This window comes from Paenibacillus sp. 23TSA30-6 (assembly GCF_014858585.1).
Taxonomy (GTDB): Bacteria; Bacillota; Bacilli; order Paenibacillales; family Paenibacillaceae; genus Paenibacillus.
Genome location: NZ_SLTL01000009.1, coordinates 102,529 through 128,634 on the forward strand (window position 1 = coordinate 102,529; position 26,106 = coordinate 128,634).

30 protein-coding genes and 3 pseudogenes are annotated in these 26,106 nt (G+C 46.4%); 6 read left to right on the forward strand and 27 right to left on the reverse strand.

Annotation, left to right across the window (positions count from 1 at the left end; genetic code table 11):
- Nucleotides 1-5 precede the first annotated feature (5 nt).
- The 13 genes and pseudogenes from E0698_RS10585 to E0698_RS10645 all read right to left on the reverse strand — a co-directional run bounded on the left by E0698_RS10585 (nt 6) and on the right by E0698_RS10645 (nt 9,975).
- Nucleotides 6-563, reverse strand: coding sequence for a hypothetical protein (locus E0698_RS10585; RefSeq protein WP_192511511.1), 558 nt, complete (start codon nt 561-563; stop codon nt 6-8).
- A gap of 638 nt (nt 564-1,201) precedes the next feature.
- Nucleotides 1,202-1,429: pseudogene (locus E0698_RS10590) on the reverse strand (TetR/AcrR family transcriptional regulator); the annotation flags it as partial.
- A 26-nt stretch (nt 1,430-1,455) separates the two neighbouring features.
- Nucleotides 1,456-1,872, reverse strand: coding sequence for an HD domain-containing protein (locus E0698_RS10595; protein WP_192511513.1), 417 nt, complete (start codon nt 1,870-1,872; stop codon nt 1,456-1,458).
- A 62-nt stretch (nt 1,873-1,934) separates the two neighbouring features.
- Nucleotides 1,935-2,879: a class I SAM-dependent methyltransferase gene (locus tag E0698_RS10600; protein WP_192511514.1), complete on the reverse strand. Its 945-nt coding sequence runs from the start codon at nt 2,877-2,879 to the stop codon at nt 1,935-1,937.
- Between the two features lie 37 nt (nt 2,880-2,916).
- Complete coding sequence (locus tag E0698_RS10605; RefSeq protein WP_192511515.1) at nt 2,917-3,849, reverse strand: ADP-ribosylglycohydrolase family protein; 933 nt, start codon at nt 3,847-3,849, stop codon at nt 2,917-2,919.
- 123 nt (nt 3,850-3,972) lie between these two features.
- On the reverse strand, nt 3,973-5,178 hold the full coding sequence (locus tag E0698_RS10610; RefSeq protein ID WP_192511586.1) for a rhamnogalacturonan acetylesterase: 1,206 nt from the start codon (nt 5,176-5,178) through the stop codon (nt 3,973-3,975).
- 60 nt (nt 5,179-5,238) lie between these two features.
- Nucleotides 5,239-5,736: a ribosomal maturation YjgA family protein gene (locus tag E0698_RS10615; protein ID WP_192511516.1), complete on the reverse strand. Its 498-nt coding sequence runs from the start codon at nt 5,734-5,736 to the stop codon at nt 5,239-5,241.
- A gap of 1 nt (nt 5,737) precedes the next feature.
- The gene (locus tag E0698_RS10620; protein ID WP_192511592.1) at nt 5,738-6,292 is read right to left on the reverse strand and encodes a hypothetical protein; all 555 of its coding nucleotides are present in this window, start codon (nt 6,290-6,292) and stop codon (nt 5,738-5,740) included.
- Between the two features lie 36 nt (nt 6,293-6,328).
- Nucleotides 6,329-6,923: pseudogene (locus E0698_RS10625) on the reverse strand (GNAT family N-acetyltransferase).
- A gap of 165 nt (nt 6,924-7,088) precedes the next feature.
- The gene (locus E0698_RS10630; protein WP_238353943.1) at nt 7,089-7,634 is read right to left on the reverse strand and encodes an HAD family hydrolase; all 546 of its coding nucleotides are present in this window, start codon (nt 7,632-7,634) and stop codon (nt 7,089-7,091) included.
- A gap of 24 nt (nt 7,635-7,658) precedes the next feature.
- Nucleotides 7,659-7,916: a hypothetical protein gene (locus tag E0698_RS10635; protein ID WP_202894861.1), complete on the reverse strand. Its 258-nt coding sequence runs from the start codon at nt 7,914-7,916 to the stop codon at nt 7,659-7,661.
- A 201-nt stretch (nt 7,917-8,117) separates the two neighbouring features.
- The gene (locus E0698_RS10640) at nt 8,118-9,203 is read right to left on the reverse strand and encodes a saccharopine dehydrogenase family protein (RefSeq protein WP_192511517.1); all 1,086 of its coding nucleotides are present in this window, start codon (nt 9,201-9,203) and stop codon (nt 8,118-8,120) included.
- Nucleotides 9,190-9,975 (reverse strand): class I SAM-dependent methyltransferase, encoded by a 786-nt coding sequence (locus E0698_RS10645; protein WP_189338263.1) that lies wholly within the window; start codon nt 9,973-9,975, stop codon nt 9,190-9,192. Before E0698_RS10645 ends, E0698_RS10640 begins: the two co-directional genes overlap by 14 nt.
- Nucleotides 9,976-10,283: 308 nt before the next feature.
- On the opposite strand from E0698_RS10645, the gene E0698_RS10650 reads away from it, so the two are divergent.
- Nucleotides 10,284-11,399: a LuxR C-terminal-related transcriptional regulator gene (locus tag E0698_RS10650; protein ID WP_192511518.1), complete on the forward strand. Its 1,116-nt coding sequence runs from the start codon at nt 10,284-10,286 to the stop codon at nt 11,397-11,399.
- Nucleotides 11,400-11,501: 102 nt separating this feature from the next.
- On the opposite strand, the gene E0698_RS10655 is transcribed toward E0698_RS10650, so the two are convergent.
- From E0698_RS10655 to E0698_RS10680, 7 genes and pseudogenes are all read right to left on the reverse strand, one after another.
- A complete protein-coding gene (locus E0698_RS10655) occupies nt 11,502-11,681 on the reverse strand; it encodes a hypothetical protein (protein WP_025682442.1) in 180 nt (59 codons plus the stop codon).
- A 78-nt stretch (nt 11,682-11,759) separates the two neighbouring features.
- Nucleotides 11,760-12,812: a sugar kinase gene (locus E0698_RS10660; RefSeq protein ID WP_192511519.1), complete on the reverse strand. Its 1,053-nt coding sequence runs from the start codon at nt 12,810-12,812 to the stop codon at nt 11,760-11,762.
- Nucleotides 12,809-13,866, reverse strand: a pseudogene (locus E0698_RS10665) (SPFH domain-containing protein). Before E0698_RS10665 ends, E0698_RS10660 begins: the two are co-directional and overlap by 4 nt.
- 170 nt (nt 13,867-14,036) lie before the next feature.
- Nucleotides 14,037-14,702, reverse strand: coding sequence for an HD domain-containing protein (locus E0698_RS10670; RefSeq protein ID WP_192511521.1), 666 nt, complete (start codon nt 14,700-14,702; stop codon nt 14,037-14,039).
- Between the two features lie 51 nt (nt 14,703-14,753).
- Nucleotides 14,754-14,897, reverse strand: coding sequence for a LacI family transcriptional regulator (locus E0698_RS26750; RefSeq protein ID WP_238353944.1), 144 nt, complete (start codon nt 14,895-14,897; stop codon nt 14,754-14,756).
- Nucleotides 14,858-15,151: a hypothetical protein gene (locus tag E0698_RS10675; protein WP_238353945.1), complete on the reverse strand. Its 294-nt coding sequence runs from the start codon at nt 15,149-15,151 to the stop codon at nt 14,858-14,860. The genes E0698_RS26750 and E0698_RS10675 overlap by 40 nt, the downstream gene beginning before the upstream one ends.
- Nucleotides 15,152-15,372: 221 nt before the next feature.
- Entirely contained in the window at nt 15,373-16,407 is a 1,035-nt protein-coding gene (locus tag E0698_RS10680; protein WP_192511522.1) for an FAD-dependent oxidoreductase, read from the reverse strand.
- A gap of 284 nt (nt 16,408-16,691) precedes the next feature.
- Here E0698_RS10680 and E0698_RS10685 point away from each other — a divergent pair, with 284 nt between their 5' ends.
- On the forward strand, nt 16,692-17,078 hold the full coding sequence (locus E0698_RS10685; RefSeq protein ID WP_192511523.1) for a fascin domain-containing protein: 387 nt from the start codon (nt 16,692-16,694) through the stop codon (nt 17,076-17,078).
- 83 nt (nt 17,079-17,161) lie between these two features.
- Here the strand turns inward: E0698_RS10685 and E0698_RS10690 are convergent, their stop codons facing one another.
- The 6 genes from E0698_RS10690 to E0698_RS10715 all read right to left on the reverse strand — a co-directional run bounded on the left by E0698_RS10690 (nt 17,162) and on the right by E0698_RS10715 (nt 22,382).
- Entirely contained in the window at nt 17,162-17,683 is a 522-nt protein-coding gene (locus tag E0698_RS10690; protein ID WP_134910611.1) for a GNAT family N-acetyltransferase, read from the reverse strand.
- Nucleotides 17,684-17,722: 39 nt separating this feature from the next.
- Nucleotides 17,723-18,730, reverse strand: a complete 1,008-nt coding sequence (locus E0698_RS10695) for a phosphotransferase family protein (protein WP_192511524.1) — start codon at nt 18,728-18,730, stop codon at nt 17,723-17,725.
- Between the two features lie 2 nt (nt 18,731-18,732).
- Nucleotides 18,733-19,224 (reverse strand): 8-oxo-dGTP diphosphatase, encoded by a 492-nt coding sequence (locus E0698_RS10700; protein WP_192511525.1) that lies wholly within the window; start codon nt 19,222-19,224, stop codon nt 18,733-18,735.
- 633 nt (nt 19,225-19,857) lie between these two features.
- Nucleotides 19,858-20,817 carry an aldo/keto reductase gene (locus tag E0698_RS10705; protein WP_149094604.1) on the reverse strand — a complete coding sequence of 320 codons (960 nt, stop codon included), beginning with the start codon at nt 20,815-20,817 and terminating at the stop codon, nt 19,858-19,860.
- Nucleotides 20,818-20,957: 140 nt separating this feature from the next.
- On the reverse strand, nt 20,958-21,776 hold the full coding sequence (locus E0698_RS10710) for a helix-turn-helix transcriptional regulator (RefSeq protein WP_149094603.1): 819 nt from the start codon (nt 21,774-21,776) through the stop codon (nt 20,958-20,960).
- Between the two features lie 180 nt (nt 21,777-21,956).
- Nucleotides 21,957-22,382: a GNAT family N-acetyltransferase gene (locus tag E0698_RS10715; protein WP_192511526.1), complete on the reverse strand. Its 426-nt coding sequence runs from the start codon at nt 22,380-22,382 to the stop codon at nt 21,957-21,959.
- Nucleotides 22,383-23,001: 619 nt separating this feature from the next.
- On the opposite strand from E0698_RS10715, the gene E0698_RS10720 reads away from it, so the two are divergent.
- The gene (locus tag E0698_RS10720; RefSeq protein WP_149094601.1) at nt 23,002-23,577 is read left to right on the forward strand and encodes a class I SAM-dependent methyltransferase; all 576 of its coding nucleotides are present in this window, start codon (nt 23,002-23,004) and stop codon (nt 23,575-23,577) included.
- Nucleotides 23,578-23,592: 15 nt separating this feature from the next.
- On the forward strand, nt 23,593-24,198 hold the full coding sequence (locus E0698_RS10725) for a DedA family protein (RefSeq protein ID WP_192511527.1): 606 nt from the start codon (nt 23,593-23,595) through the stop codon (nt 24,196-24,198).
- 777 nt (nt 24,199-24,975) lie between these two features.
- Here the strand turns inward: E0698_RS10725 and E0698_RS26755 are convergent.
- Nucleotides 24,976-25,251, reverse strand: coding sequence for a hypothetical protein (locus tag E0698_RS26755; RefSeq protein ID WP_238353946.1), 276 nt, complete (start codon nt 25,249-25,251; stop codon nt 24,976-24,978).
- Between the two features lie 142 nt (nt 25,252-25,393).
- On the opposite strand from E0698_RS26755, the gene E0698_RS10735 reads away from it, so the two are divergent.
- Together E0698_RS10735 and E0698_RS27640 are read left to right on the forward strand one after the other, a co-directional pair.
- Nucleotides 25,394-25,672, forward strand: a complete 279-nt coding sequence (locus E0698_RS10735) for a hypothetical protein (protein WP_192511528.1) — start codon at nt 25,394-25,396, stop codon at nt 25,670-25,672.
- A 255-nt stretch (nt 25,673-25,927) separates the two neighbouring features.
- A complete protein-coding gene (locus E0698_RS27640) occupies nt 25,928-26,017 on the forward strand; it encodes a putative holin-like toxin (RefSeq protein WP_007429455.1) in 90 nt (29 codons plus the stop codon).
- Nucleotides 26,018-26,106 lie beyond the last annotated feature (89 nt).

The window sequence follows — 26,106 nt, forward strand, 5'->3', positions numbered from 1 at the left end:
AGATACTAATTCATCAGCCACCAGCCGATCCCCACCAACACCCCATTGATTAAAAATAATAAAATACATGCCTTCCACTTGTTTATACCACTTGTTTGGAAAAATCCAGTCACTGTACTACGGCACATAAACACCGTAAACAGCAAATTCCAAACAATACGCATGCCATACTTTACATAGTATAGGTCAGGACTTAGATGTACGCCCCCCAACATTGGAGGTACATTCGGAATAAACAGGATCGCACACGTATAGCGCATCGTTTCATATGTAAAATAAAATACAGCCAGCCACCAGGCCCATTTCTTGCCAAATAACATCCCGACACCCGCAGTTGCCCCCGACAAACCGAGCAAAGCGATGAACCCTTGAAACATCCCCCTGCAAATCCCCACCAGCGTAGAAGCCTCATTCAACGCATTAAGCGTCAACAACTGTGTCACCAGCAGAAGAGCTCCATTAAAAATCAATAAAATAGCTGCAATACTTACACCTAAAGGACGCTCAAAAACTACATTCGTTACATAGTCTTCTACTTCTTTTTTCGTATACAAATCCGACACTTCTTCTACTCTCCTAACCCAATCATATACATCCATTTTCGGACGGGTACAATAACAGTGTGTTTTCGCCTCATTCAGATATATCGGCTTTTAGGAAAATATGGTTTAGATCGTTAACAGAATCCCAAATAGAGTAATATCTAACCTTATACTACCATTCCAAGATAAGCTCTGACAAATAAAAGGATTAAAGTCCTACCTTCCTCCTTGGTCATTCTCCAAGCGATCATAGCTGAGTTGCCAAACATTTGGGTATGCCCAAATCTAAAATCTGAGCAAGCAGCTAAAGCCGGGACAATGGGAATGGTGGTATACGGATGGTCATTTTACGAATGGATTATTTTTCGTAGCCAGTTTTCATATAGATGTGGACGCACAAGGAGTGAATAAGCCATTGAAATCTTTGTAGACCCTGAATCCAATCATGGCTTTGGGGTACATCTTACATTGGAAAAACGGGTCCCTTCCTATCGTCCGGGAACGGGTTACTAGGAAGCGGATGGGGCATTCTTCGCCTGGTTCTGTGCAGTACCGAGCGGTAAATTCGCAGGTACGATGACGGTGGAAGGTCATACTCAGGAAGTCGAAGGCAGTGGCTACCATGATCATAATTGGGGGAATGTGCTCGTCCTCAGTGATCAAATGATAAAGGCATGGACCCTAAGTGCGTATTTCTCCAAGGGGTCAATCTCTTTGCTCAGTACGTTATTCAGCAATTCGCGTATATTTCCGATTAAGCCCTTATATAGATGAAGCAAAATATCTTCTTTTTTCTTAAAATAATAGTACAGATGGCCTCGTCCAATCTGCGCCGCTTCTGCAATTTGCCGAATGGTGGTGATGCTGTAGCCTTGGGACATGAATAATTCAGTTGCTTTTCTTTAGAATGGGTTCAATCCAAAAGCTCTTGCAGCGCCTGTTTATACTTTGCTATTCGTGCTGTATCCTTCTCCGTGGGATGAGGGATGCGTTCCAGATTCATATTTTCCTGAATATCCGCTATTTTCACCGCTCTGGACAATGGATTGTTTTTGGCTCGCCGTATAAAATCGCTGTATTCCTCTCCCTCGTTCCGAGTGAGCCCTTCCACCGCTTCAATGATGTGGTTGCCAAAGCCCGCTTCTTTCAGTCGATCCGCTGTGACCTCTGTATCCTCCAGCACATCATGCAGCACGGCAACTAGTTTTTCATCCATCCCCTCTACACGGTTCATGACCTGAAGCGGGTGGAAAATATAAGGCTGACCGCCCTTGTCCGTCTGTCCCTGGTGAGCCTGTGCGGCAATTGCAATCGCTGTTTCGATGTTCATTGTGCGCCCCTCCATACTCTGCTTTTACCTTGAATCACCCTTTAGCTATTAAGAATTAGCACTTACGAACGTAATCGTGTTATTTTCGTGGCTTCATAACCTTTAGATGACTGGATATGTTCTACTTGATAACCGGTTCGGATATCCAAAAGCTTTTCCATAAAAGGAAGGCACGGACTGTAAATAAAGCTTCCTCCAGGTCGGATTGCCCTTAGCAATTCCATATATTTGTGGGCGTATTCGTGAATATTGCCGTCCACTTTCAGATGATGATGTATAAAATGATTGGAGAACGCCATATGAGAGATAATCGTTCCCCACGCGTCTTCCTCGAAGGTTGTCTCCAGCCAATCGCCCTGAGTCACACCTGTTGCCTTTTCAGCCAACCGATCTGTCCCATAAGCCTCAATGCCAAGAGAACGCAAATAGCCTACCAGCCCTGCCTCTGATCCGCAGCCCACATCAAGAACAGGCTCCTGCAAGCAGGCAATGTCCAATCCTAGCAGCTTTGCCTGCAATTCAGGCGTATATTCCTCACAAGGTATCCAAAAGGTATACTCACTCTCTGCATACTTGGCAAACATCGTCCGTCCGTTGGTACGAATTAGAAAATCTCTTAAATGCCCGTAGTGCTGCTGTAGCAGTATGCTTAGTATACTCTCATCCATAGTTTGCTTTTGGAACAGCTTTTGAATCCGGGTGAAAAGTCGATCATACAATTGCGTAAGCTCATCAAGATGGTCGGAGTGAAAATGAATATACTGATTGACACTCACAAACTGGTGCAGTGTTTTTGCCGCTACGCCAGTGACAAAAGCGGTATATTCATGCTGCCGTTTCAAGCTTTGGAGCATAAGGAGCAGTTCCGGGCTTCTCTGTGTCAGCCAATACGTCATTTCCGGTGAAGGTCCCATCAGGGCGTTCCCGTCATGCATATAAAACAAACTCCGATGCTGATTATAGAGGATTTGACCATCAATGAGTCTGTTCAACTGGGCAACCGTCATTAGCGTTTCCTCCCGTGGCTCAAGTTAAATGAAGCTCTTATTTTGCCAATGAATGCTCAAACTGTTTGCACAGCCTGACGATATCCTCTACTCTCGCCAAGGAGGTAAGCCAATGCTGCGGAATCTCCCCAAGCCCATAATAAATCCCTGCCAAGCCTCCCGTAACGGCCCCCGTTGTATCTGTATCTTCGCCCAAATGAATAGCACTCAATACGGCATCCGCATATCCGTCTGTCGTCAGCAAGCTCCACAAGCTCGCCTCCAACGTATGAACGACATATCCGTTGGAGTATATTTCACGCTCAGCTAATTGAGGAATCTTCCCTGATAAAATCCGTTCAAAATGCCGTAGCTCAGGATCACCCTGAAATTGTGATTGTACATAAGGGATTGTTTCCCGGTAGCTCTCGTCCAGAGCCTTGCCACGAATCAGAAGCATCGCCATATGCACATAAAATACGCAAGCGATGATAGAAATGGGATGTCTATGTGTAATGGAGGACACTTGAGTCACAGCCTGGATCAGATCCACACGATCATGGGCTGACCCATACCAGGCGAGCGGCAAAATTCTCATCAGCGAACCGTTGCCGTTACTATATTCATCATCGCCACCTGCCAGCTCCGGCTTGACCCCATCCCGGCTGATTCGATCCAGTGCTTTACGGGTCGCGATGCCGATATCAAACACTTTACCATGCGGCGTCCAACATTCTGCATGATACCACTGCACAAATCGACGGGCGATATCCTCTGTGTCGATGCCCCTGCATGCAGTAAGGCTATCCAACAGACACAGCGTGAGCGAGGCATCATCTGACCAGGTACCCGGTGGCTGATGATGTGTGCCGTAGCCCATCATATCCGTCAAGGGTTGCTCCCGCCGCGCCTCTCTGCTGCTGAATTCCACAGGCACGCCAAGCGCGTCCCCGATGCACAGCCCCACAATACCGTCCTTTATGTTACTCATGCCTGTCCTCTCCTTCTTCCGCTCAGAACGTAAAAGCCCTACCCAAGCCGGAACAGAGCCATCTTTGAGTAGGGCCAGCTTATTTTCTAAGTATACCATGCGTATGGAAATAGCGTTTTATGGTCAATGATTCGTCCGTACATAGGAGGATAAAGGGATATTCAGCTCACGGACACCCTGTGCTACCAGACGGGCTATTTGCTCCGCACCATACTCCTGAAAATGCGTATCGTCCTTCACCCCATCAGGGAACGCAGGATACACTCCCGGCTCCAGATGTAAAAATAACGGAAGTGTCCCTTCCGGACCAACTGTATTATAGTACGCCACACTTAACCGGCTTAGATCGACCAGCGCAACACCTGTCTCGGATGCCGTTTCCTTCATGGCCTGCACGTATTCCGGAAAACTGATCCGATAGGAAGCACTTGCGGCATCATAATCCCTGCGGCTAACAGGGGTTATCAGCACAGGTGTAGCCCCGCGCTGTGTCGCTCCTTGAATGTAGGTTTTCAAATAGACTTTATAATCCGCTGGAGAAACATAACGCTCTTGGTTGTTGATTGCCGCATCATTATGACCAAACTGGATGAGCAAATAATCACCCGGTCGGATGGTCCGCAAAATATCGTCCAGTCTTCCTTGTACGAGGAAAGTCTTCGTGCTTCGTCCACCAATAGAACGGTTCACAAAAGTCGTCTCGTCTGTGAAGAACGGCGCAATCATCTGTCCCCAACCAGCCTGAGGCTTCATAGAGGATTTATAGGTTTGGACCGTGGAATCCCCAGCAAGATATACGGAAGGATGCTCACTCTGCGCTCGAGTCTCTTTTGGCGTAATAACCAGCGCGTTAATCTTCGGATCATTTCCCGAGAAATACAATTCCAGCTGACCGTCGATGAGTGCAAGCTCAAATGTGGCCTCGACAAATTGTCCTGCTGCTTTGGCGGTAGGCTCCACCTTGACGATGGACTCGGCCTTTACCGTAATGTCTGTGCTTCCGGCTGTATCCCCGGCGATCAGGGAAAGCGTATAATCCGCAGGCGGCAAATTGACGACAAAGGATGATCCCTGAACACGAACGAAATCCGAACGAATAGCGTCATTTCCACCACGATCCTCTTCTTTCACCTTGGAAAGATCGGTAAATCCATAACCTCGTTCAGGCGTGTATGCATCCTTGGCGGTGACCTGAGTGTAGCCCTCAGCTATGCTTCCCGGGCCAAAGTCAAAACGAAGAGGCCCCGCGAGCTGTTTATCGGCCAATGCCTGCCCCGGAACAATTATGGTCGCAAACAACAAGCTGAACCCTGCGCATAATCCGATCATTTTACCGAACAACCTGTGACGCTTTCCCTTTTGTCTCAAGCGCAACCCTCACTTTTCAGGTTATTTAAATGACTCGTCATCGTCTATACGTGTAGTGCGTGTTGTGATGTCCGCCAGCCTTTGGCAGCCTTCGTCCAACGCCCAGGATACCGCAATACCCACCGTGTACCGGATCAGATCGGCGGTCAAGAACCCTTTTCCCAACACCAGCCCGCCCAATGTCGTCGCCCGGATACTGTTAATCCAGGGAGCCTGATACATCTGACTGAACTCAATGGCGAAACAAAACAGCAAACTGCCCCACAGCGCTACAGACAACCGACGTTCCACCCACAACATCCTCAGCCCAAAGTAAATCATGCACGCCCACAAGGCATCCCCAAAATGATTGGCAACGAATTCAGGCAACCGGGAGGAAAAGGCCCGGCTTCCCAAGCCCAACAGGATAGCGACCAGCACAGCAGCCAGATACATAGCTCGGGCCTTCCAGCGAAATTTCGCACCCGCTTTCCGATTCGTATTCCTGTTGGCGTCGACGTTTTTACGAGTTCTTCCCATGCTAAATCACCTGACCTAACGTTGGAAAATCTTCGCGAAGCTGCTGGAATCTCGTCGAGTAACCCCTTAGGTTAGCGCTTGCAAGGGTGCTGATATTCCTGCTGATGTCATATTGTATGCACACCGGCTTGTCTGTATTTTTCGTGATCCAATTAATCATAACGAGCCTCCGCAATATCGTACAAACGTAGCTTGTAAAGCCATTTAAATCATACTGGTCTGGACCATAATAGCTACATCTGGCGCCAACCAACAGCAATTGATCCTCCCCTAACGGCTGCACAAAATGATAATTAAACTTCTGTCCAGAAAGCAGCAGTTCCTCCATATGATCGCCATCGAGCGTTAACACTTTGTATGTATGCCCATCCGTTGTTCGGGAAGGAACAAACATCCCCTGCTCCCTTTCCGGCGCACGGTCAATCCGTAAAATATACAGGCTGTCGTCAAAGCCAATGGAGGAGGAAACGACTTCAAAATCATCTGTGTATGCACGAATATCGGCATAAAGCTGAAGTTTGTGCTTGATTGTTGTCTGCTTGCTTTTTCGGTTCATATATTTTATCCTCACTCCACTTCTGATGCTAAAATGCTAAAATTCAATACCGCGTACCTTGGCAAAAATCATTTGGCTGGCCAGTGTTCCCTCTTCATCATACTCGACATTCCGCAAAATACCCTCCAGCGTAAAACCTGCCCGTTCTGCTACCTTGGCGCTGCGTGTATTTCTGGAATCACAACGAATCTCGAGTCGATTCGCCTCCAAATGCTGTATGGCAAAATCCGTGATACCGTGTACAGCCTCTGTTATCATGCCTTTCCCTGTGCAAGATGGTTCTAAGCCAGTACCCGATTTCAAACCTGCGTGCAGCCCAGTCGATACGGTGCAAGCCACTGCTGGCTACAAAAGCTCCCGATGCCGTCTCAAATACGTACAACATCATGTCAGACCGGTCCAGAAATTGAAGTCTGGCTTGGCGTGAGCGGATTTCAGATTCCTCCGGCGTAGGAAGATTTCTTGCAAAAGGCAACCAAGGACGCAATTCCTCCACACTCTCCCGCATCGCTTCATTGACCATTGCCCCATCACCCCACTGTGGAGCGCGAATCGTAAACCGTTCTGTCTGGAATTGCTCCAGAAACGATAATAAGATGGGGCTAGTCTGATCCGTCTGTACCTTACTCATGATGCTCCCTCCTCTATATTGCCGGAATAGCTGACATCCTCCAGCCAACCAATGATTTCGCGCAAACTGCCAATCCTGTAATCCGGTACAATACCCGTTTCCTGCCACGGCATAAAGCCCTCCAGCCAGATCGTATGCAAACCCGCGCTTTGGGCACCGCGAATATCATTTGTCGGATGATGCGCCTACATACCAGACGTTGCCTGGGTCTGTTATCCCAAGCTCATTTAACGCCAACTCGAATATGCGAGGATTAGGCTTCTCGACGTGGACGCCTCCCGAGACGATAATGGAATCAAAATAATCCTTCAGCATCACACGGTTGATCTTTGCTTGTTGCGTGCGGAGTGAGCCACTGGTGATAATGCCAAGCTTCAAGCCCCGCGACCGCAGTTCGGACAGCACTTCCTTGGCCCCGTCCATCAGTACCGTAAACTTATGAAATTCACCATACCAAAAGCCCAGCATTTCCTGTACCGTTGTGTCTGGATTTTTCAGTTCCAAATCTGCATGCAGCTCCGTATACAGCTCCCTTTTGTCCCGGTATCCATCCTGATCCGCCAAGCGTATGTGTTCGGTGACAGCTGCCTGGCTCGCCGGGTCTTCCGCCACAATGAATCGTTCCACAAAACGCTCCGTATATACCGCAAACGCCTGTTTGCGATGAATCAGCGTATTATCCAGATCAAAAATAATCGCTTCTATGGACATCACGAGCTCCCTTCTTCCGGTTCGTTATACCGATGAATTCGAAACAAATTGAACAACTCCGATTACCAAAAGCAAGAAAAAAATAGACAAGAAAATGATAAGCATGGTTTTCAGTATTCTTCCGGAAGTCGACCCTCGTTCCAGCTTCGCCTCAATCTGGGTCAATCTATCTTTGATTTCTTCCAAATCCTGTTCCACCTTCACGCCATTTCTCCCCTTCCTTCGTTTTGACTTACTGCTTTCGACCTCAGCAATCTCCTGCGTGGATAGACTCGAGGTCATGTTAGCTCACCTCCATTTACTGGCAGGGCTGTCTGTATCATCGTGTTCCATCTAAAACTACCAACATGACTCAATTCTTTTCAAAAGTATGTACTTCGTACTAGTGTAATCCAATAGGAAAAGAAATCCAAGACCCATCCGCATGAGTTGCCGAATAAGCTTGGATGACATAAGTCCCTCTTGGGTCAGAAAATATGACTTCTATACATGCTGTCCATTCACCTGAATATCTACGGCTACCTGCTGCCCCAGCCATTCCCGCATGCGATTCCACGAAAAACACTGCTCCATGTGAAATACACCATGAGGAAGCTCAGAACGGTATAGCGCCAGCGCTGCAAAGACAGCTGCCTTGGCGGTTAAATCAGACTGATGATGTCCCCTTAGTTGGCATTCGACTTTCGTTTCCTTGCCATGGAGGGTTCCTCGCGCGTCTACCTTGACCGCCACCGCATTCCCTCCCAGATGCAGCTTGCTAAAGCTGCGAACTACTGCATTACGCACGGACGGCCGTCGGAGCAGACCCGATATTCCTGTGGTCCGAAGCCCTGCCAGAAGGCGGGTAGTCAACCGCGAATCGAAACACAGACGAGTGCTGACCGTAGGAATCCCGAGCGTATGTGGAAGTGTCTGCTGATCGGAAAAAGGAAAACGATATGCGCGATGGCGTCCCACACCTGCGCCGAAATCTGCCACTCGCCCGTCGCTAAAGCTTTTTCGAATCACCGGGCGCCCCTGTTCCATAACCTCCAAATCCGTATGAATCTGATCCACTGTCCATTCAATGGCAGCCTGACCGTGCTTGTCTCCCAAGCCCAGCATCAGAGATATGTTCAACTCATCTGTCTGATCCATAAGCTGCGTCGCTTGCAGCGCCAACAGATTCGTCAGTCCGGGGGCCAACCCCACACTTAGCAGGGCAGTAGCCTGATAAGCCCGTGCTTCCTGATGATACCGCTCGACCTGACTCAAGAAGGCTGCATTCGCAGTAATATCCATATAATGCACCCCATGCTGAAGGCAGGCACGTACCAAGCCTGTATTTTCCTGATCCAGACACATGATAACGATCTTGGCCTGCTTTAAAATCGACGGGGCTATCGGCTCATGAATATTAAGCTGTAAAGGCAGCACCTTACCACCCGATTGCTTGCTGAATTCAGTGGCACGTTCCATACTGCGTCCTGCGGCAAACACCTTGCCTGGAAACATTTCACTTAGTTCTGTGCATAAAATTTTTCCGACATGACCGTATCCGCCAATGATGATGATATTATCCTTTGTCATGAGTAGATTCTCCTCCTTTAACCGCAAACCAGGCATTCACTAAAAAAGCACCAAAATACCGGGTGATATGGGTAAAGCCTGCATCCACCAGCATTTCCTGTATTGCCGTATTGGACACCGGGTCGGACTCACGTCCAATGGAAGCAGCGAATCGCTCCCAATCCTCCAGAGGAATGCCCTGATCCAGCATATGGCTTTTCCACGCCTGCATTTGAATGGCAAAAGCAGGCTCCTGTGGATTTCCATTGATGGAGGCCAGGCAAAAAGGCGCGCCCGGTTTGAGACGAGCGGATATCTGCTGTAGCAGTGCCCGTTTGCTCTCCAAGCTGTGAAGAAAATGAAGCACCAGCAGGCAGGTGGCCGCATCATAATTCAGCTCCGCGTGTACTTCCTCGGTCTGTTTTCCAGACTGCTCAATGGGCTGTTCTTGGAGTAGTTCTCCGTTAAGCTCTCCCAACGTACCTGTGACAAAAGATATTTTTGACCTTATACCCGCTTGCGCCACACGCTGACGTGCCAAATCCAGCATGCGTTCGGATGGATCAACTGCCGTAAAAGACCATGCCGAATGTTGTCCTCCGAGCGTGATCAGCTCCTGACCACCGCCAGCCCCGATGATTAGTACATTCGGATCTGCGGCCTGCGTGCGGGCCTGAGCCTCAAGCTGTGCGGTTATCAAGCGGTCAGTCATCTCATACAAATGAGCATATCCTGGTATTTTTAAAGCAATCGTGTCCGGGTACTTGCGTACATTCGGATCGTTCCAGCTCATAGACTGGTTAGGAATCGTATGTTCAGCGCTTGTATGATGACTGTTGCCTGTGTGATGAGCGTCCATAGGATCGTTTGGCTTACTGCTGCTATATTCCATATATCGTTCCTCCAAAATTCGAATAGCTGGAAAAGATGCGACTGGCCTTACATTTAGCCTTGATCTTCCCCTAGCATTCGTATATTGTTGATTTAATTAAGAATTATTCTCAATTATAACAACCACACGTATATCCACCATCCCACAGATGTGGGATTTACTTCGATACACTTTGGCGAAACTCCAGCTTTTTACGATAGGAGCAATCTATGAACGCACAATACACACCATTGGCACAGCTAAAGGATGCTCGACAGCAAATCATTCGACTGGGAGAAAAAGCTCCTTCATCCCAGGCGTACAAACATACGCTCATCGACCGTTTGCGTACTCAGGTTTCATTCGATGCGGCATGCTGTACCTCGGTAGATCCGCATACGCTGCTTTCCACAGGTGCATTTACCGAATCTGGCGTGGGTGATATTCATTACAAGCTATTAGAATACGAATATCTGCACAATGATGTAATGAAATACGACCAGTTAGTACGGGAGGGGCAGTCCATAGCGTCTCTCAACGGAGCCACGGAAGGTGAACCGGGTCGGAGCGCACGGTACAGGGATGTTTTGCAGCCTGCCGGATTCGGGGATGAGCTACGTATTCCTTTAATGTACAAAGGAAGCTGCTGGGGATTCCTTACGTTATTTCGCCATCATACAAAGCCGGTATTTAGTGAAGAGGACCAGCAGCTTCTTGAAGCCTTAGCGCCGTCCATAGCCTACCATTTGCGTCAGGCTAGTGTGGGCTTATCTCCAGACCCCGGTATAATTATGGAAAATGATATGGAGCCAGGGGTTCTGGTGCTTTCCGGCAAGCTGGAGCCGATTTCCACCAATCCAACGGCAGACCAGTGGTTAAATTTGCTTCGGCAGCAGGAAGGTATCGACGAAAGTAGCCTCCCCGCGCCCGTTCGGGCGGTATGCTTTCGGGCACTATCCACAGCCCTTCCGGGAGCTTTCACTACTTCCGCATCACCAGCCAAACTATGTATTCCCGCCGCAGATGCAGGAACACCGTGGGTAACACTCAGAGCCACTCTCCTCCAAGGCGGGCAGGGAAGTAATGGTGAGCATCAACTTGCTGTATGGTTTGAACCTGCTAAAGCCTCTGAAATGCTTCCGCTTATGGCCGAGATGTATGCATGGTCCGAGCGGGAAAGACAAATTGTCCGGCTCATTGTTCAAGGCTTATCGACCCGAGAGCTGGCAAGCGCACTTCATATTTCAGCCTACACGGTGCAAGATCATCTGAAAGCGATTTTCTTGAAAACCGATGTAAGCAGCCGCCGTGAACTGGTATGGAAGGTATATTCCAGATTCAACTAATTTCAATTCTCCTATGCCACAATAAATGCATGCCAAAAAGACAGATGACCCGATTAAGGATCATCTGTCTTTGCATGTCTGCTCTCTTTGTTCGCAAGAGCCTTATTGGTTCGAAGAGGATTTCGTATCATCGTAGGACACAGGTGAAGGCTTCGCAATCCATTCGTCAGCCTCCGGCTCGATATCTACGCCGTTTTCCAGCTTATTTTTCTCCATCAAGGAATCTCCGTCCTCGTTCTTCTTGTTGCGGATTTTCGCTTCGTCTTGAGTGTGGTCGCTCATATTGATTCCTCCTTTTTAACTTCATCTGATTGATGTGTACCTTACTCATAATTCCCCATTGCCGCCCTGTGCAAACCTCTACACGACCAGATGTCCTTTTTTCTCTGCCGGACCAATGGTCGCCTCAATCCCGGCATTAAACTCCAGAAAGTCGCTTTCCACTCCATCGCTGAAAATCACTCCATGTTCCGGCATCTGCGAAGCAATCCGCAGCGGCTTTCCGGCTGCCACCTGGCCAAACACAAGATCCGTAGCGGTCGTCCGGCTCGGGAATGGTTCTCTCACCGTAAAATATAGTGATGGCGAACTCCATGTTGCGCGGTTGTCATGATTATAGTCATTGTCACTGCTATGGTCGCGCCCGTTGCTTCCCCGGCTCCGTTTTCGTCCTTCTGCCGCTGCTTCTGAACGGAAGGCTGCGCCCGACACCAGATGATCTGGAGTCAGCGAAATCGGACGCTGCGTAGCGCTACCGACAATTCCCGCTGCCCCGGCAAGCACGCTGGTCAGCCAGCCTGTCGCGCCCAGCCCCGTCGACACGATGATGCCGCTGGATGACTGCTGCTCTACCTGATCCTCCAGCCTCAGCTCATATCTTGCAGAAACATGAGTTTTGCGTCCGATGAACAAATCGTTCACAGCATACAACGACTGACCATCATTGAGTTGGGCCTTAGCCAGCGTAACCTCCTTGATCGGACGTCTGCGCACGAACACATCTGGCACAACCCAGCGCAAATCCGATACCGTAAACGGCAGCAGTACCCCGTCCCAACGCAATGGATCTGGATTCACACCGATCAACGGCTGCTCGGTCAAGTATTTTAACGTGTTAGCCACCAGCCCGTCCTGACCCAGCACCACCACTGTATCCTGCTCACCAAAAATAAAGTTGGGCACATGCTCCCGCTCCACAATCTGAACCCGCCCCAAGGCTGTCAGCTCCGAAGTTGCCGTTGCTACCGCTCTGCGGTAATTTTCATCCTCCAGCACATAATCACTGAAATCCGCGCCCAGCCGTTCTATAAAAAACCGGGCCTGCTGCACCGTGTTATACCGGACAATCAGTTCCTCCAGACGTGTTTTACGCTTCACCAAAATGATCTTGTGCTCTGTCATCCGACTGCTCATCGCACTCTTCCTCCCGATCCTCTTGTTCCTTCCGCGCCTATTCCCGACCCGACATCAGACCTTGCAACAAATCCGGTGTAATATTTAACTGACCGATTTTCCCTGCATTTTCTGCAAGCTCCTGGAATGCAATGGCAATCAGCTTATCCGGACTCATATCCATGTTCGCCATAGCCTGAAGCACGTTCGGCTCGACATCCTGCAACGATTTCATGACTGCTGTCAGCTCATAGGCTTTGGCATCGGCTTCCGCCTTTTTATTCGTCACGGTCAGCTCAATCAGCTCACGTTTTTTCTCCTCCAAAGCCGTGTCAAAACGCAGTTGCTCCTCCTTCATCTCGCTTTGCTTCTGCTTTACTGAACGTTCGGCATCGAGCTGGGTTTCGCGGATTTGCTTCTTTTTCGTCTCTACTGCAATTTCGGTATTCAGCTCGTTCTCCTTCACACGCCGCTCTTGCTCAATGGAAGCATTCCGACGCTCATACAGGGCGTGATCCGCATTGCGAAGAATTTCCTCCCTCGCCTGTGCCTCCAATGCTCTCATCGTTTCTTTATTCGGCAAAATCGCCAAAATCGACAGGCCCATAACCTCAATGCCGAGCTTTTCGATTTCCGCATGCTGAGCGATATCCTTCGTCATGCTTTGGGCCAAACGTTCACTGGATTGAACAGCCTCTTTGAGCGGGATACGCTCCAGATATTTTTTGGTGAGCACCTTGGCAATGTTAATCACCCGTTGGGCCAGCTTGCCCGGATCATCCGAAATGTAGCGTTTGGTCTTCAAATCATACGTATAATTCAAAATCTGCGTCGTTCTCCGGTAATCCACAATCCGATAGGTTAGTTGCCCCTGCACAGTCACCGCCTGAAAATCATGGGTCATTTCCTCAAATATGAACGGCACATCAATAGAAGATACAGGAGCGACGACGACCGAGGTTGTTGGAGCGTAATAATAAAAGGATAATCCCACCCCTTCCCGAACTACTTTCCCGTTTCTCACCTTCATCACATACTCACTGGGCTGAAATTTTACAAAATTAAATCCGAACATGGCAGATGCCTCGCCTTCGTTATAGTTTTTATTATTTTGTTATTATCAATTTGTTATTAACACTAAAATAGCATACATTTTCAATAATATCAATATGACATTTATAAAAAAAGAAAGGCCGCTTCCCCTCCGATACACTCGGTTAGAGGAAACAGCCTTATTGAAATACCTTATTTATCATCCACATTCCACTCTCTGTAAAACTGCTCCAAATACATCTCCATCCATTGATGCCGGACAGCCGCCAACTCCTTGGCATACGCGGTATTCATTAAATCCTTGAGCTTTAACAGCTTTTCATAAAAATGATATATAGCACTTTTCCCCGTAGCACGATAAGCATGCTGTGAAAAATCCTTTTCCGGGTGATGCATCATACTGCCTTTTGAGCCTGCATACATAAAAGTCCTCGCAATGCCAATCGCTCCAAGTGCATCCAACCGATCTGCATCCTGCACAACCTGACCTTCCAGCGTATTCATAGGCGGATTTTGCCCACCGTTGTAGGACATTGTAGCGATAATGGTCATCACATGCGTAATCACGCCCGAATCGCTTACATGCAGACGCAGCCAGTGCTCCACTTTATCCAGCCCCGCTTGTTTGGAGTCGTTTAATTTTTCATCCGCTACATCATGCAGTAGCGCTGCCAGTTCACAAACAAACGAATCTGCGCCCTCTTTAGCTGCAATTACGAGAGACAGCTTTCTCACCCGGTCAATATGCCACCAATCGTGACCACTATGGTCATGCTCCAACTGCTGCTGTACAAAGGGTTCTGCCTTTTGAATAATATCTGCTAAAATAGCTTCCTGTTGCTCTGTTCGATTCTCCATAAGTCACCTTCCGCTCCCGCCCTTGTATTCCATGACAGGCTATTTTAATTTCTAATCCTTGTTCTTTTGCTTATTCATTTGCTTGCTACGGATCATCGAAAGCGCCTTGCGGGCTGCCAGCTTCCCATTCGGCATTCCGTGCTCCACCACTTCTTTTAATCGATCGGTTGCTGGCTCATACCCGTGATGTCCCAAAAGGGTACATCTCGTTCCTGTACATACATATCCTCATCATCCAAATAGGGAATCAACGAATCCAATTCGCTGACAATTGGTTTAAGCACCTCGAACTGCGCCACCCACTCCATGACCCCGACAAGCTCTTGTCCACTCAAGAGTCGAAACTGAAACTCCCGTATACTCTGCTCCTTGTTATGTACATGCAAAGCTTCCAATGTATCATCAGGCAGACGAATAGCTAACCGTTCAAGTTCCTCTCGTATACTCATTTTTTCACGCTCCTTATTTCTCTATTCAAAATACTATAATAAGGCCGAAATGGACAGGCCATCTTTATTTTATTCTATATCATTGATGGCATCCAACCTCTGGATGAAAAGTCAGTGGGCATGCAAAAAAAGAACTTCCAAAACCACTCTAATAGTAGTCACAGAAGTTCTTTTGCATTTTGCCTACCCTATCCCTATCCTATTAAACTTATTTTCGCATCTTACTCCACGACACCAAGCTCGCGGTTTTTCTCCTTGAAACGGCTGTTGTGGGAAGATACATAGGCCACTTTATCTGCTGCGGGATCAATGTACAGCTTGGCGCTATTCAGTGCAAGAGCAGCATCCGTGAATGTACCTGCAATCAGATACAGCTTGCTTCCGTACTCCACAAAATCGCCTGCGGCAAAAATTCCCGGCAGATTCGTTTCCAGCTTCTCACTCACTCTGGCGTGCCACTCACCCATATCCAGTCCCCAATCCCGAAGCGGGCCGAAGTCGGATTTCAGACCATGATTCACAATGATTGCATCGACGTTCAATATCTGTGTTTCACCCGTCTCTATATGGCTGATCGTCACCTGTTCAATCGTCTCGCCATTGTTACTATGTAGCTGGCTCACCGCGTAAGGTGTCAGGACTTGGACAGAAGACGCTTTCATGCGAACTATATTTTTCTCATGTCCGCCAAAATGCTCTCGACGATGGACTACCGTCACACTCGCGGCAATAGGCTCCAGCTCATTCGCCCAATCCACAGCCGAGTCGCCTCCGCCAGAAATCAGGACATGCTTGCCTCGGAACGGCTCCAATTCTTGCACAGTATAATGCAAGTTCGTAACCTCATAGCGGTCAGCGCCTTCAATCTCCAGCTTGGCCATTTTGAGAATGCCATAGCCTACTGCCAGAACTATCGTACGTGTCCAATGCTGTTCCCCTGTCGCAGAGGTCAGCAGGAACGTTCCATCCTCTTGCCGATCCAAACCTGTGATCTGCTGTCCCAGCACAATCGTAGGCTCGAATGTCCGCGCCTGCTGCTCTAGCTGATCGATCAGCTTTTCACATAATATCGGCGTGACACCTCCAACATCCCAAATCATCTTCTCCGGGTAAATGCGCATCCGTCCGCCCAACTCATGCTTGGCTTCGATCAGCTTGGTCTTCATATCCCTCATTCCACTGTAAAATGCGGTATACATACCGGCAGGACCACCGCCGATTATCGTTACATCATATAATTCCAAGGACTCTGTCACTCTGCAACTCTCCCTATCTTATCGTGATATGTCTGCTTCTATTATAAGTGATAATAATTATCAATATCAATTAAGAATTAAAAACATATCCGCTTCGAAGGCTTTTGCGACCTTGGAACTACATTTTTATACGGTTTATATGGATGTTACTTTTTCTCATTCTCCTGAGGTATTCAGGGATTGCTGCACTATAACACGCAACGCTTTTTCAGCTATCCTCCATCCCTTGCTTATATGTGATCGTCGGATCTATGAGTTTGGCTGCGTTTCTACGCACATGCACCATGATATGGTTGATAATACCACCCATACTGTTCGTTTCCGCCTCACCAACGTGCCATAGCATCCGTTTTAAAACGGATGATCAAAGTAATATTAAAAAGCCGGAAACCTTTACGCTGGAGTATATAGGCAACAAGCTGTACACCTTTAAGTCCGAAAGAACAGGCTCCTACGTATCCGTAGGCGATGATCAGCTACTTACCGCCGGAAGTGCAACAGCAGGAAATGCAGAGAAATTTATCGTTTCCCAAGCGGCTAACGGATTAATTACATTGCAATCGCAAACAAATCATCTTTTTGTGAGCGTTACGAGCGATAACCAACTGCGTGCCAGTGCATCAGCCAGCAATACAGATAACGAACGGTTTATTGTATTGCATCAAAAATAAACCTCTCCATCGTAATCTGCGAAAAGGCGAGTCCACATTGCTATCAAGCAAAACGGGCTCGCCTTTTTTATGCCATAATCTGCTTACAGTTCTATCCAAAATCGGTTCATACGCTTCCCGTCTTCCTCTACGTAATCCCAGTCCGGCATGCCCCCGTTTCGGAGGATTGTCTTTTTGGAGGCAATATTATCGGAGTCGCATACGACCAAAGCTCTGGAAATCCCCAGCTCTTTTGCTTTTTCCAGTGCCAACGCAAGCATAGTAACCGCGTAGCTATTCCCCCGTGCGGAAGGACGGATACCATAGCCGATGTGCCCTCCGGCATTCAACAGCTTTTCATTAAGATTATGCCTGATGTTCACCGCTCCGACGACCTGCTCAGTGGCAGTCACCAGCCAGTATGTTGAGGTTTTGACCCAGCCCTCAGACAGACCAATTCCATTTTCCTGATTACTCAAAAACGTCAGCATACCTTCAAAATCATACGGTTCTGTAGAAATCACCCACGGTACCATAAGCTCCTGACTCTTTTTCCAATCCTCATAAAAAGAAAGATAGGCCTCTTTCCTTACGTTTTCCGGCTTTACCAATCTGACTGTTTGCACGTCAATCACTTCCTCATATTAAAATCTCAATTCTTCTGCTTAGTGTTCATAACCCTCAATATCCGTGAATTTCCGAGCCCAATCTGCAAAAGATAGCTTGTCATCCCAAGTGACCTGCTTCATCGCTTTGGCACAGCCCCAATTTAAAATCTGCTGATACAGCATATGCACCCGGAAGCGCTCTACAAATCCTTTTTTGTCTTCCATCCCTTTCAAGTAAGCTGTAAGAAAACGTCTGGCCAGCTCTTCCTCTCCATTCTCCAGATACATTATGGTTATTTTCGGAAGGTCTGCAACCCCGTCCCCAAAATAGGCTGTTGTAAAATCAAAAAGCCCGCTGACTTTCCAACCACCATCGCCGTTTTTAACAAGGAAATTTTGCGGTTTAAAATCTCCCATTACAAATGTGTTGGTATTCAGTTGATCGAATGCTTGGCGTGAGCCTTCCAATATGCCCTCTACCCATGCTATGTCCTGCACGGAAATGTCTGAGTATTTTCGGGCATCCTCTAGCCAGTAACGGATACGTCCATATAACCACACCCGATAAGAGACATCAAAAGGACGAATGGCTAGGCTGGATGTATCCAGCTCACCACTATCCTCAACCTTCCAGCTATGAAGCTCCAGTAGCACAATAGCCAGCATTTCAGCCATCTGTTGTTGATCAGGCGGTGTCAGTCTCGCTTGAAGCTCGGGCGTATGTATATGCTGACCGTCTAAACAAGGCATAATAGAATAGCTCCAGCCAAAAATATCCTCGGTTTCATCCACAAGATACGGTGCAGGCACAGGAATTTGAGTCCTTGTATGTAGTTGCTCCACTATAAACTGCTCTTCCGCCCATTGCCCTTGAAAAAGCGGGTTGCCCTTCAACACAAATTGTCCAGCCGTTGAAGAAATATAGAGAGTTTGTCCCATGACACCTTCTGCCGTTTTTCCCGAAGATATCAGGCGACCCAAATCAAAACGATCCAGCATCCTCTGCAATTGGTCATCTGCTACCTCCCCCAACCGGTTAGAAGAAAAATAAATGGTCGTCGTCATTTCTACACCCCATAGTTTTTGACCGTTGCTTCCAAAGTTTCATTCGTGTCCTGTATCCACACCTGGCTCACCTCAAAGGTCCCGGGAGTGAAAAACAACGGGAATCTCTGCTTAAACCAATCCTGCATCGGCAGATCGAGCGCTTCCTTCATATCTACCCATAGCAGTTCTCCCTCAGGAGGATTTTCCAGTAATTCTCCTTCAGATGCCGTAGCTAAATAGTTAAAGACCATATATCTTAATCCTTGGCTCGGGTCGCAATATTCGTCAATTCCTTTAAATACAATCTCCGTAACCGTTAGTCCGGTTTCTTCCTTCACTTCACGAATGGCTCCATTGACAATGCTCTCTGGAAACTCTACTTTCCCTCCTGGCGCAATGTAACCCGGAAAGCCTTTTTTATCCGGTCTGTTGATGAGCAATACCTTGGTTCCGTCCTGAATCATGCACATCGTATATATTTTGTGTGTCACTTCTGTGGTCAATCCGATCATACCTTTCTTTATAACTATTCTTTAGTAGTATAACTTCTATCTTTCCAGCCGGTACCGCGTGGTTAAATATGGTATTCTCCAACTTTAACGCGTTATTTTATATCGCGCAATAACTCAAACCATAGACTGGATCAAAGAATTCATGCCTTAAAATGTATTGGACGTTCAAAATAAATTGAAATTCAGCCTACCTATACGGCGGGAATTTCTGGACATGAGCTACGAAGCTTTCTCAGCCACAAGCAACCAATCAAACCAGCGACTTTATCGTCACCGTTTCGAACATTGGCGCCTTGGTTGTTGCTCCCGTGCTTGGCATGATCACCGATGCAACAGGCAGTGCGACAGCAGCCATCATCGTTATCGGAGTTGTGACTTTGGCCAGTATAATAGCTGCTTATTTCTCCAAAATTTAAAAACCGAACCAGAATTTTTGTGTCGGTGCATCATCGAAAAAAAAGACCGTTTTTCCGTAAAGCCGTTGGTACTACCCAGCGACTTCAGAAAGAAACGGTCTCATAAAAAGCTCTACTGTAATGCCAATATCTACTTCATATTGCCAGTGGTGCCATTGCACAGTACCAAAGCAAAGAGTCTTGTAGCACTGCGTTTGTTATAGCCCCATTCAGGTTCTTAGACATGACCACCGGGATAGCGGAAACCTGCGGCAAAGCCTTTTGGCGAGATGCGTTCGATCTCCGCAAATTCGGCTTCCGACAGGGAAACCTGTAGAGCGCCAAGATTTTCCTGCACTCTTTCCAGTCTCTTCGTTCCCGGAATCGGGACGATATGATCCCCCTGTGCCAGTAGCCATGCCAATCCCAACTGAGCGGCAGTGCAGTCTTTTTGGGCTGCGAACTTTTCGATCAGGGTGACGACCTCCAGGTTTTTGGCGAAATTCTCGCCCTGGAATCGCGGAAAGTGACGGCGATAATCATCCTCTGGCAGATCGTCGAACTTCTTGATCTGGCCCGTGAGGAAGCCTCGACCTAGTGGACTATACGGCACAAAGCCGATTCCCAGTTCCTTCAGAAGCGGCAGAACTTCGTCTTCCACTTCTCTGCTCCACAAAGAGTATTCGGTTTCCACCGCGGTAATCGGATGCACCGCATGGGCGCGACGGATCTGCTCGGCAGTCGCTTCCGACAGGCCAATATAACGGATTTTTCCTTCCTTGACCAGATCGGCCATCGTTCCAACGGTCTCTTCGATTGGGGTATTGGGATCGATCCGATGCTGATAATACAGGTCAATATAATCAATCCCGAGATGAAATAGGCTGGCATCTACGGACTTTTTAATATAAGCCGGATCTCCCTTGGGACCCTGAGTGTGCGTTATCCCGAATTTAGTCGCAATCACAACCTCATCCCGTCGACCCTTGAGTGCCCGTCCAACCAGCTTCTCATTACCTCCAAACTGTTGCTGTGCGTACTCCTCACCGTAAATATCTGCTGTATCGAACAATGTCACACCCAGATCCAGCGCTCCCTGAAGCGTACGTACCGACTCCTCGTTGTTCGGCATCATCATCGTGCCCAGACCCAGAGCCGACACCTCCAGCCCTTCGCGTCCCAGTTTTCTTTTCTGCATATTATGGCTCCCTCTTTTCTTTGGGGTAATGGATGAATTGAACAATACTCATTCTAATCCACCTGTAAGGAGGCAACCACAGTATGTTTATGCTAGTAACAAGATTACCAGGCACAAGGTCAGCATCAGGTTATTTTTGTTTATTTGAATGAAGCTTTCCCTTCCAAAATCGGCGTGTAGATACACATATGCATATCCGGATGGTCTGCAATACTCGCCAGAGAATTAATATCATATGAAACTACATCCACAGCACCAGGGATTTGAAAAGAAACGCGATTCACTTTTTTGAGCTGGATATTGTGCAGCTTCCACATCGTGTCAAACTCCGTACTCTCCACACGCAACTGCTCAACCGTTTCCTCAAACCAAGGATCTCCCCGATACTTGTCATAATAGGTTCTATAGACAGCGACCGAATACGACGCAAACTCTTCCCAGTTAATCATACGACGACGTAACCCCGGATCAACGAACAACAATCGGATCATGACGCGTTCAGAAACTGGCATGGAAGAAAAATCGATAATGACCTCATTCGCTGCGCTATTCCAAGCGAGCACCTCCGCCCTGTCATTGCTGATGAAGGAAGGATAGGACAATTGCTCGATAATATTCTGCCATTGCGGGTTCAGCGTTGTTTGGATGGACGAAATGGCAACCGTCTCATTGGGATTCCACAATTGAATCAGATGTGCGCTCTCATCATCGGTTAACTGTAGTGCTTTTCCTATACTCTCGATAATCTCCTTGGAAGCTGTTACTTCTCTCCCTTGTTCCAGCCATGTATAATAAGTTGCACTGACACCAGCCAGCATAGCGACTTCTTCCCGTCGGAGTCCCGGCGTTCTTCGCTGCCCCTGTGAACGTCTAATTCCTGCCTGTTCCGGCTGAAGTCGATTTCTGCGTGATTTCAGAAAAGCACCCATCGTTTTCGATTTACTATTTTCACTAGACATGTGCCACCTCTTCTCGGATCAATCACTATGTATACCATTTTACCTCAGCCGAACCTGTACATAAACATAACTAAAAGCGCGCCTAATAGCCGAACACTTTTTCCTCACCGTCACTACGAATCATTATTTTATGATGTTTTTCGATTTCCTTGATTTGAACGCGCATATATAGAGTCCTCACTAGATATTTTTCTTATAATAATAGTGCTTAAAGCCTCGGGGGGCATCATCAATGACGCCGATCACTTCATACCCATGCTTTTCATAAAAATCGGGGGCTTGAAAAGTAAACGTGTTGAGTTGTATAAAGGTACACTTTTTATCTTTGGCGATTTGTTCGATCTCACCAAGCAACTGTGAACCATAGCCCTTCCCTCTGTAGTTCTGATCTACCCACAAAATATCAACCTCCACCCAGTTCCAGCACAGCACACTTAACAGACCGCCGATCACCTGACCATCGTCGTTTTTGAGGGTAAGATTAATCTCCTCATACCGGGTTCGGATATCCTCAGGTATGTGTTTCGCATTAAATTCAATCAATTTATTTCTGACAAATCGCGCTTCATCCTTACTGCTTCGACTCACTTGATTTTCCAATGTCATGGCATAGTTCCTCCAAATTAAAAATTTATCATTGCTTGAAATAGATATTCACGTTAAAGCTTCACCCTTGTTACTACCCTGCATTAAATTGCAAGGTTATATTAACTTATACCGTCTCCGTGGGTTCATACCGCATTTTATATTCTATTGAAGATCATATCCTTAAGATCTATGTCATCAAAATAGGACCTCGTGGAGATGTGTATAAGTAAATTTCTACCCTTTTATCGTTGTGACTGTTTTATATTGTATAAATATTTCCATGTAAAGTCACCTTTTCATTTCTCAAGGGTTATATTTAGATACAGTAACAAGATAGAAACTGGTTATCTTTTGTAAAATTAAATACAAAAAGGTAGTTGCGGATTTGTTAGACCTGCAACTACCTTTTTATAGATTCAACTACCAACTCTATCGAAACTGAATGCAACCTGAAGATACGCTGAATGATAACTGAATAATTTCCCCACTGCTCCCTGGACTATAGTCGAGGAAAATCCCCGCCGTAGGACGGGGATATGAACCCTACTCCAGACAGGAGCAAGCAAAGGTATAATTTGTTACTCTTAGCAGAGAATAAACGAACGTATTCAGAAAATCGAAAGTAGGGGAACGGTTCATGATCCGTATTAGTCATTTGATTCACGAGAGATTTCTGTTCTTATTTAAATTTTTGCATTCGCCAGCCTATGTGGGTAGTGTAACACCAAGCTCCAGATTTCTAGCTAAAAAAATGATCGAATCCATTCCATGGAGTGAAATTCATAGTGTTGCCGAGCTTGGTGCTGGTACTGGCGCAATTACCCAGTATATCCCGTCTGCTGCAAGGGAACAAACCAAGGTGCTGCTTTTTGAGAAGGATCAGACGATGAGACGAGATTTAAAAAAGAGATTTCCGAATTATCTTTGTTATTCCGACTCCCGTGAGCTTCAACTTGCTATGCAAAATGCCGAAATTGAACAGCTTGACTGCATTATAAGCGGGCTGCCATTTTTTAATTTTCCACAAACGATGCGGGATCAAATTGTAGATCAGATTCACCTGTCGCTCAAGGATCAGGGAATGTTTATTGCCTTTCAATATTCCAAGCAAATGAAGCAGCAGTTAGGGGAATGGTTTGATATTGAGGAAATCAAGTTTGTGCCCATGAACATTCCACCTGCTTTCGTCTATGTATGCCGAAAGAAAGCATGAATAGGGGGAGTCGTTATGGACGTTGAATACTTAATTTCCATCATCGAACAGTATGGCTATGCGGCACTATTTTTTTCCCTATGGCTCGGGATCGTGGGACTACCCATTCCAGACGAAGTGATTGTGATGACTGGCGGGGCTGTAACCAGCATGGGAATACTTCAACCGTTACTCGCCTTTTTCATCGTATATCTAGGGGTTATATCGGGCTTGTCCTTAGGTTATGTATTGGGAAGATTCTTGGGTACAACCGTTCTGGATCGTTTACGACGAAAAAAGAAAATGGACAAGTACATTACACTTTCGGAAAATTTGGTACATAAGTATGGCAATTTCACCATTTGCATCAGTTATTTCCTGCCGATTGTCCGTCACATCATCCCTTATATTGTCGGGATCAATAAAATGAGCTTCAGGCGTTATGCTTTGTTCTCTTACTCAACAGGCTTGATCTGGACGCTAATCTTCTTTTTGCTCGGACATTTCTTCGGCGATCATGTACAAACAGCAGGAGAACTTATACATCGTTATGGCTTACAGATCGCATTGCTTCTCATGGTACTGGCAATACTATTTTTTATAATGAAATACGTTTGGGGGAAGAGAACAACAGAGGAGTAAAGGTGACTCATGTTGGGCATGTTCATTCTGGCGTTACTTACCTACATGAATTAAAAGTTACCTAGTGCGCCACTGCGCAGTCGGATAGTGCTTCCCATAGCCACCGCCCCCGGATTTCTGAAATAAAGTCTTTTATAGGTAGAAATCCGGGGAGGTGATGCTTCTGAAGCGAGCTTTCCTACGGAAAGCTTTGAAAGCGACCGTTTCGCTTGTACAGCACCATTCCGCCTACTTCGTTTCTATGTACATTCTCTAATTCAACTTATATATATCCTTTAGGATAAAAACGACAGATGCCATTGCGACAAAACGAACATGTAGAAACTATCGCGCCCTCTAAATCCGATTCCTAGTTATAAAATATTCTGTATTGATTAACAGTTCTGCAACTTCATCAAGTTTTTCAATGCTAGCTAGTCTAACAACCGATTGCAGGGATGTTTCTAACCCCCCATGAGCACTCACCAAATAAATTGAAGCTCATATCTATGTACAAGGCGTATCAGTGCTCCCCGGTTATCCATAACTTCGTATTTCCATACCCATTTTCTTCAAAATCCAGATTCTGCTCTACATATTCAAAAAATCATACGGCATCCAATTCAATTCTAACCCGGTAAGTAACCAAATTATATTCGTTTGAATATTGTTTATGGATTCAAAAAACAGTCTTAAATCCGTATAAAAGGAGGTTTGAGCCGAGTTTATTAGTATGGAGTTCATGACTGCACTCCCTTAGGCATTATTTAATCTATTACAAAGCAAAGCAATCCTGAATTACTCTTGTTTAGCGGAGTCAGAATTATTATCTTCAACTATTTCATTATCCAGTCTTTCATTTTCCAGCTCTTCATTTTTTTTATCTTCTAACTCTTTAGCTTTTTCCTCTTCAAGCTCTTTAGCTTTTTTATTCTCAAATTCTTCAATATGTTGTTCAATTAAATATTCAATCTGTTTTGCGATTGACCGCTTATCGTGCTCAGCTATAATTTTGATTTTCTCAAAATTTTCTGGATTTAATCGTAGTGTGAACGCTTTTTTATTTGTTGTCATCGTTTAAACTCCTCACCATAGTGATTTCATTATTATAGCACTGTGAAATAACCATTTAACTCTACCTATTGACATCATAGTGATGTCACTTTAAAATGAAATTATGATTTCACTTTGATGTCACCTTAACGGAGGAAGATAAATGAATGCTATACAAGATGGCCTTAACCAGTTCATTTCTATTCGCATGGAGCATGTTGCAAGTTCCATGTTGGCTACATCCCCAGAATACGAAGATTTAATAAAAAACTGTAATCAACTCTTTTCTATTCTACATGATTGCTTGCCAAAGGAATACATACAAGCACTTTACGACTATGAAACCAATACAACCTTACTCCAAGGCATGGCTGAATCTATTATGTATGAACAAGGCTTAAAAGATGGCGTATGCCTAAACCAAATGTTGCTTGGTGAATAATTTTCTCTTTTCTCTTGTTAGAAGGATAAAGTTACCCTTAATAGCTTATCCAAAAACCACACTCTGATTTCACGAAATGATAGGTTAAACTTTTCTGTCCATCCTGCACAATCGTTGGTGAACAAGTTAACCTAGAATCTAGAAACAGGCGTTTTCATTTTTGTCCTTTTTAGCAAGACTATCCATATGATATACTATAAACTAACAACAGAATGGCTTAGATGGGCGGTCGGCTAGTCTCCTGCAAAGGAGGTGATGCCTGTGGAGGTTAAAGATACGCTGATGTTGATGATTCAGTTTGCAACGTTGGTGATCTTGATTATTTCCTTCAACAAAAAGAAGTAGACCGCCCTCAGCAAAGGTAAACGGTCTACTTCAAGCGCCTTTGTTAACACAGCCACCGCCCTTATAAGCGGCTGTTGTCAAAGAGTGAG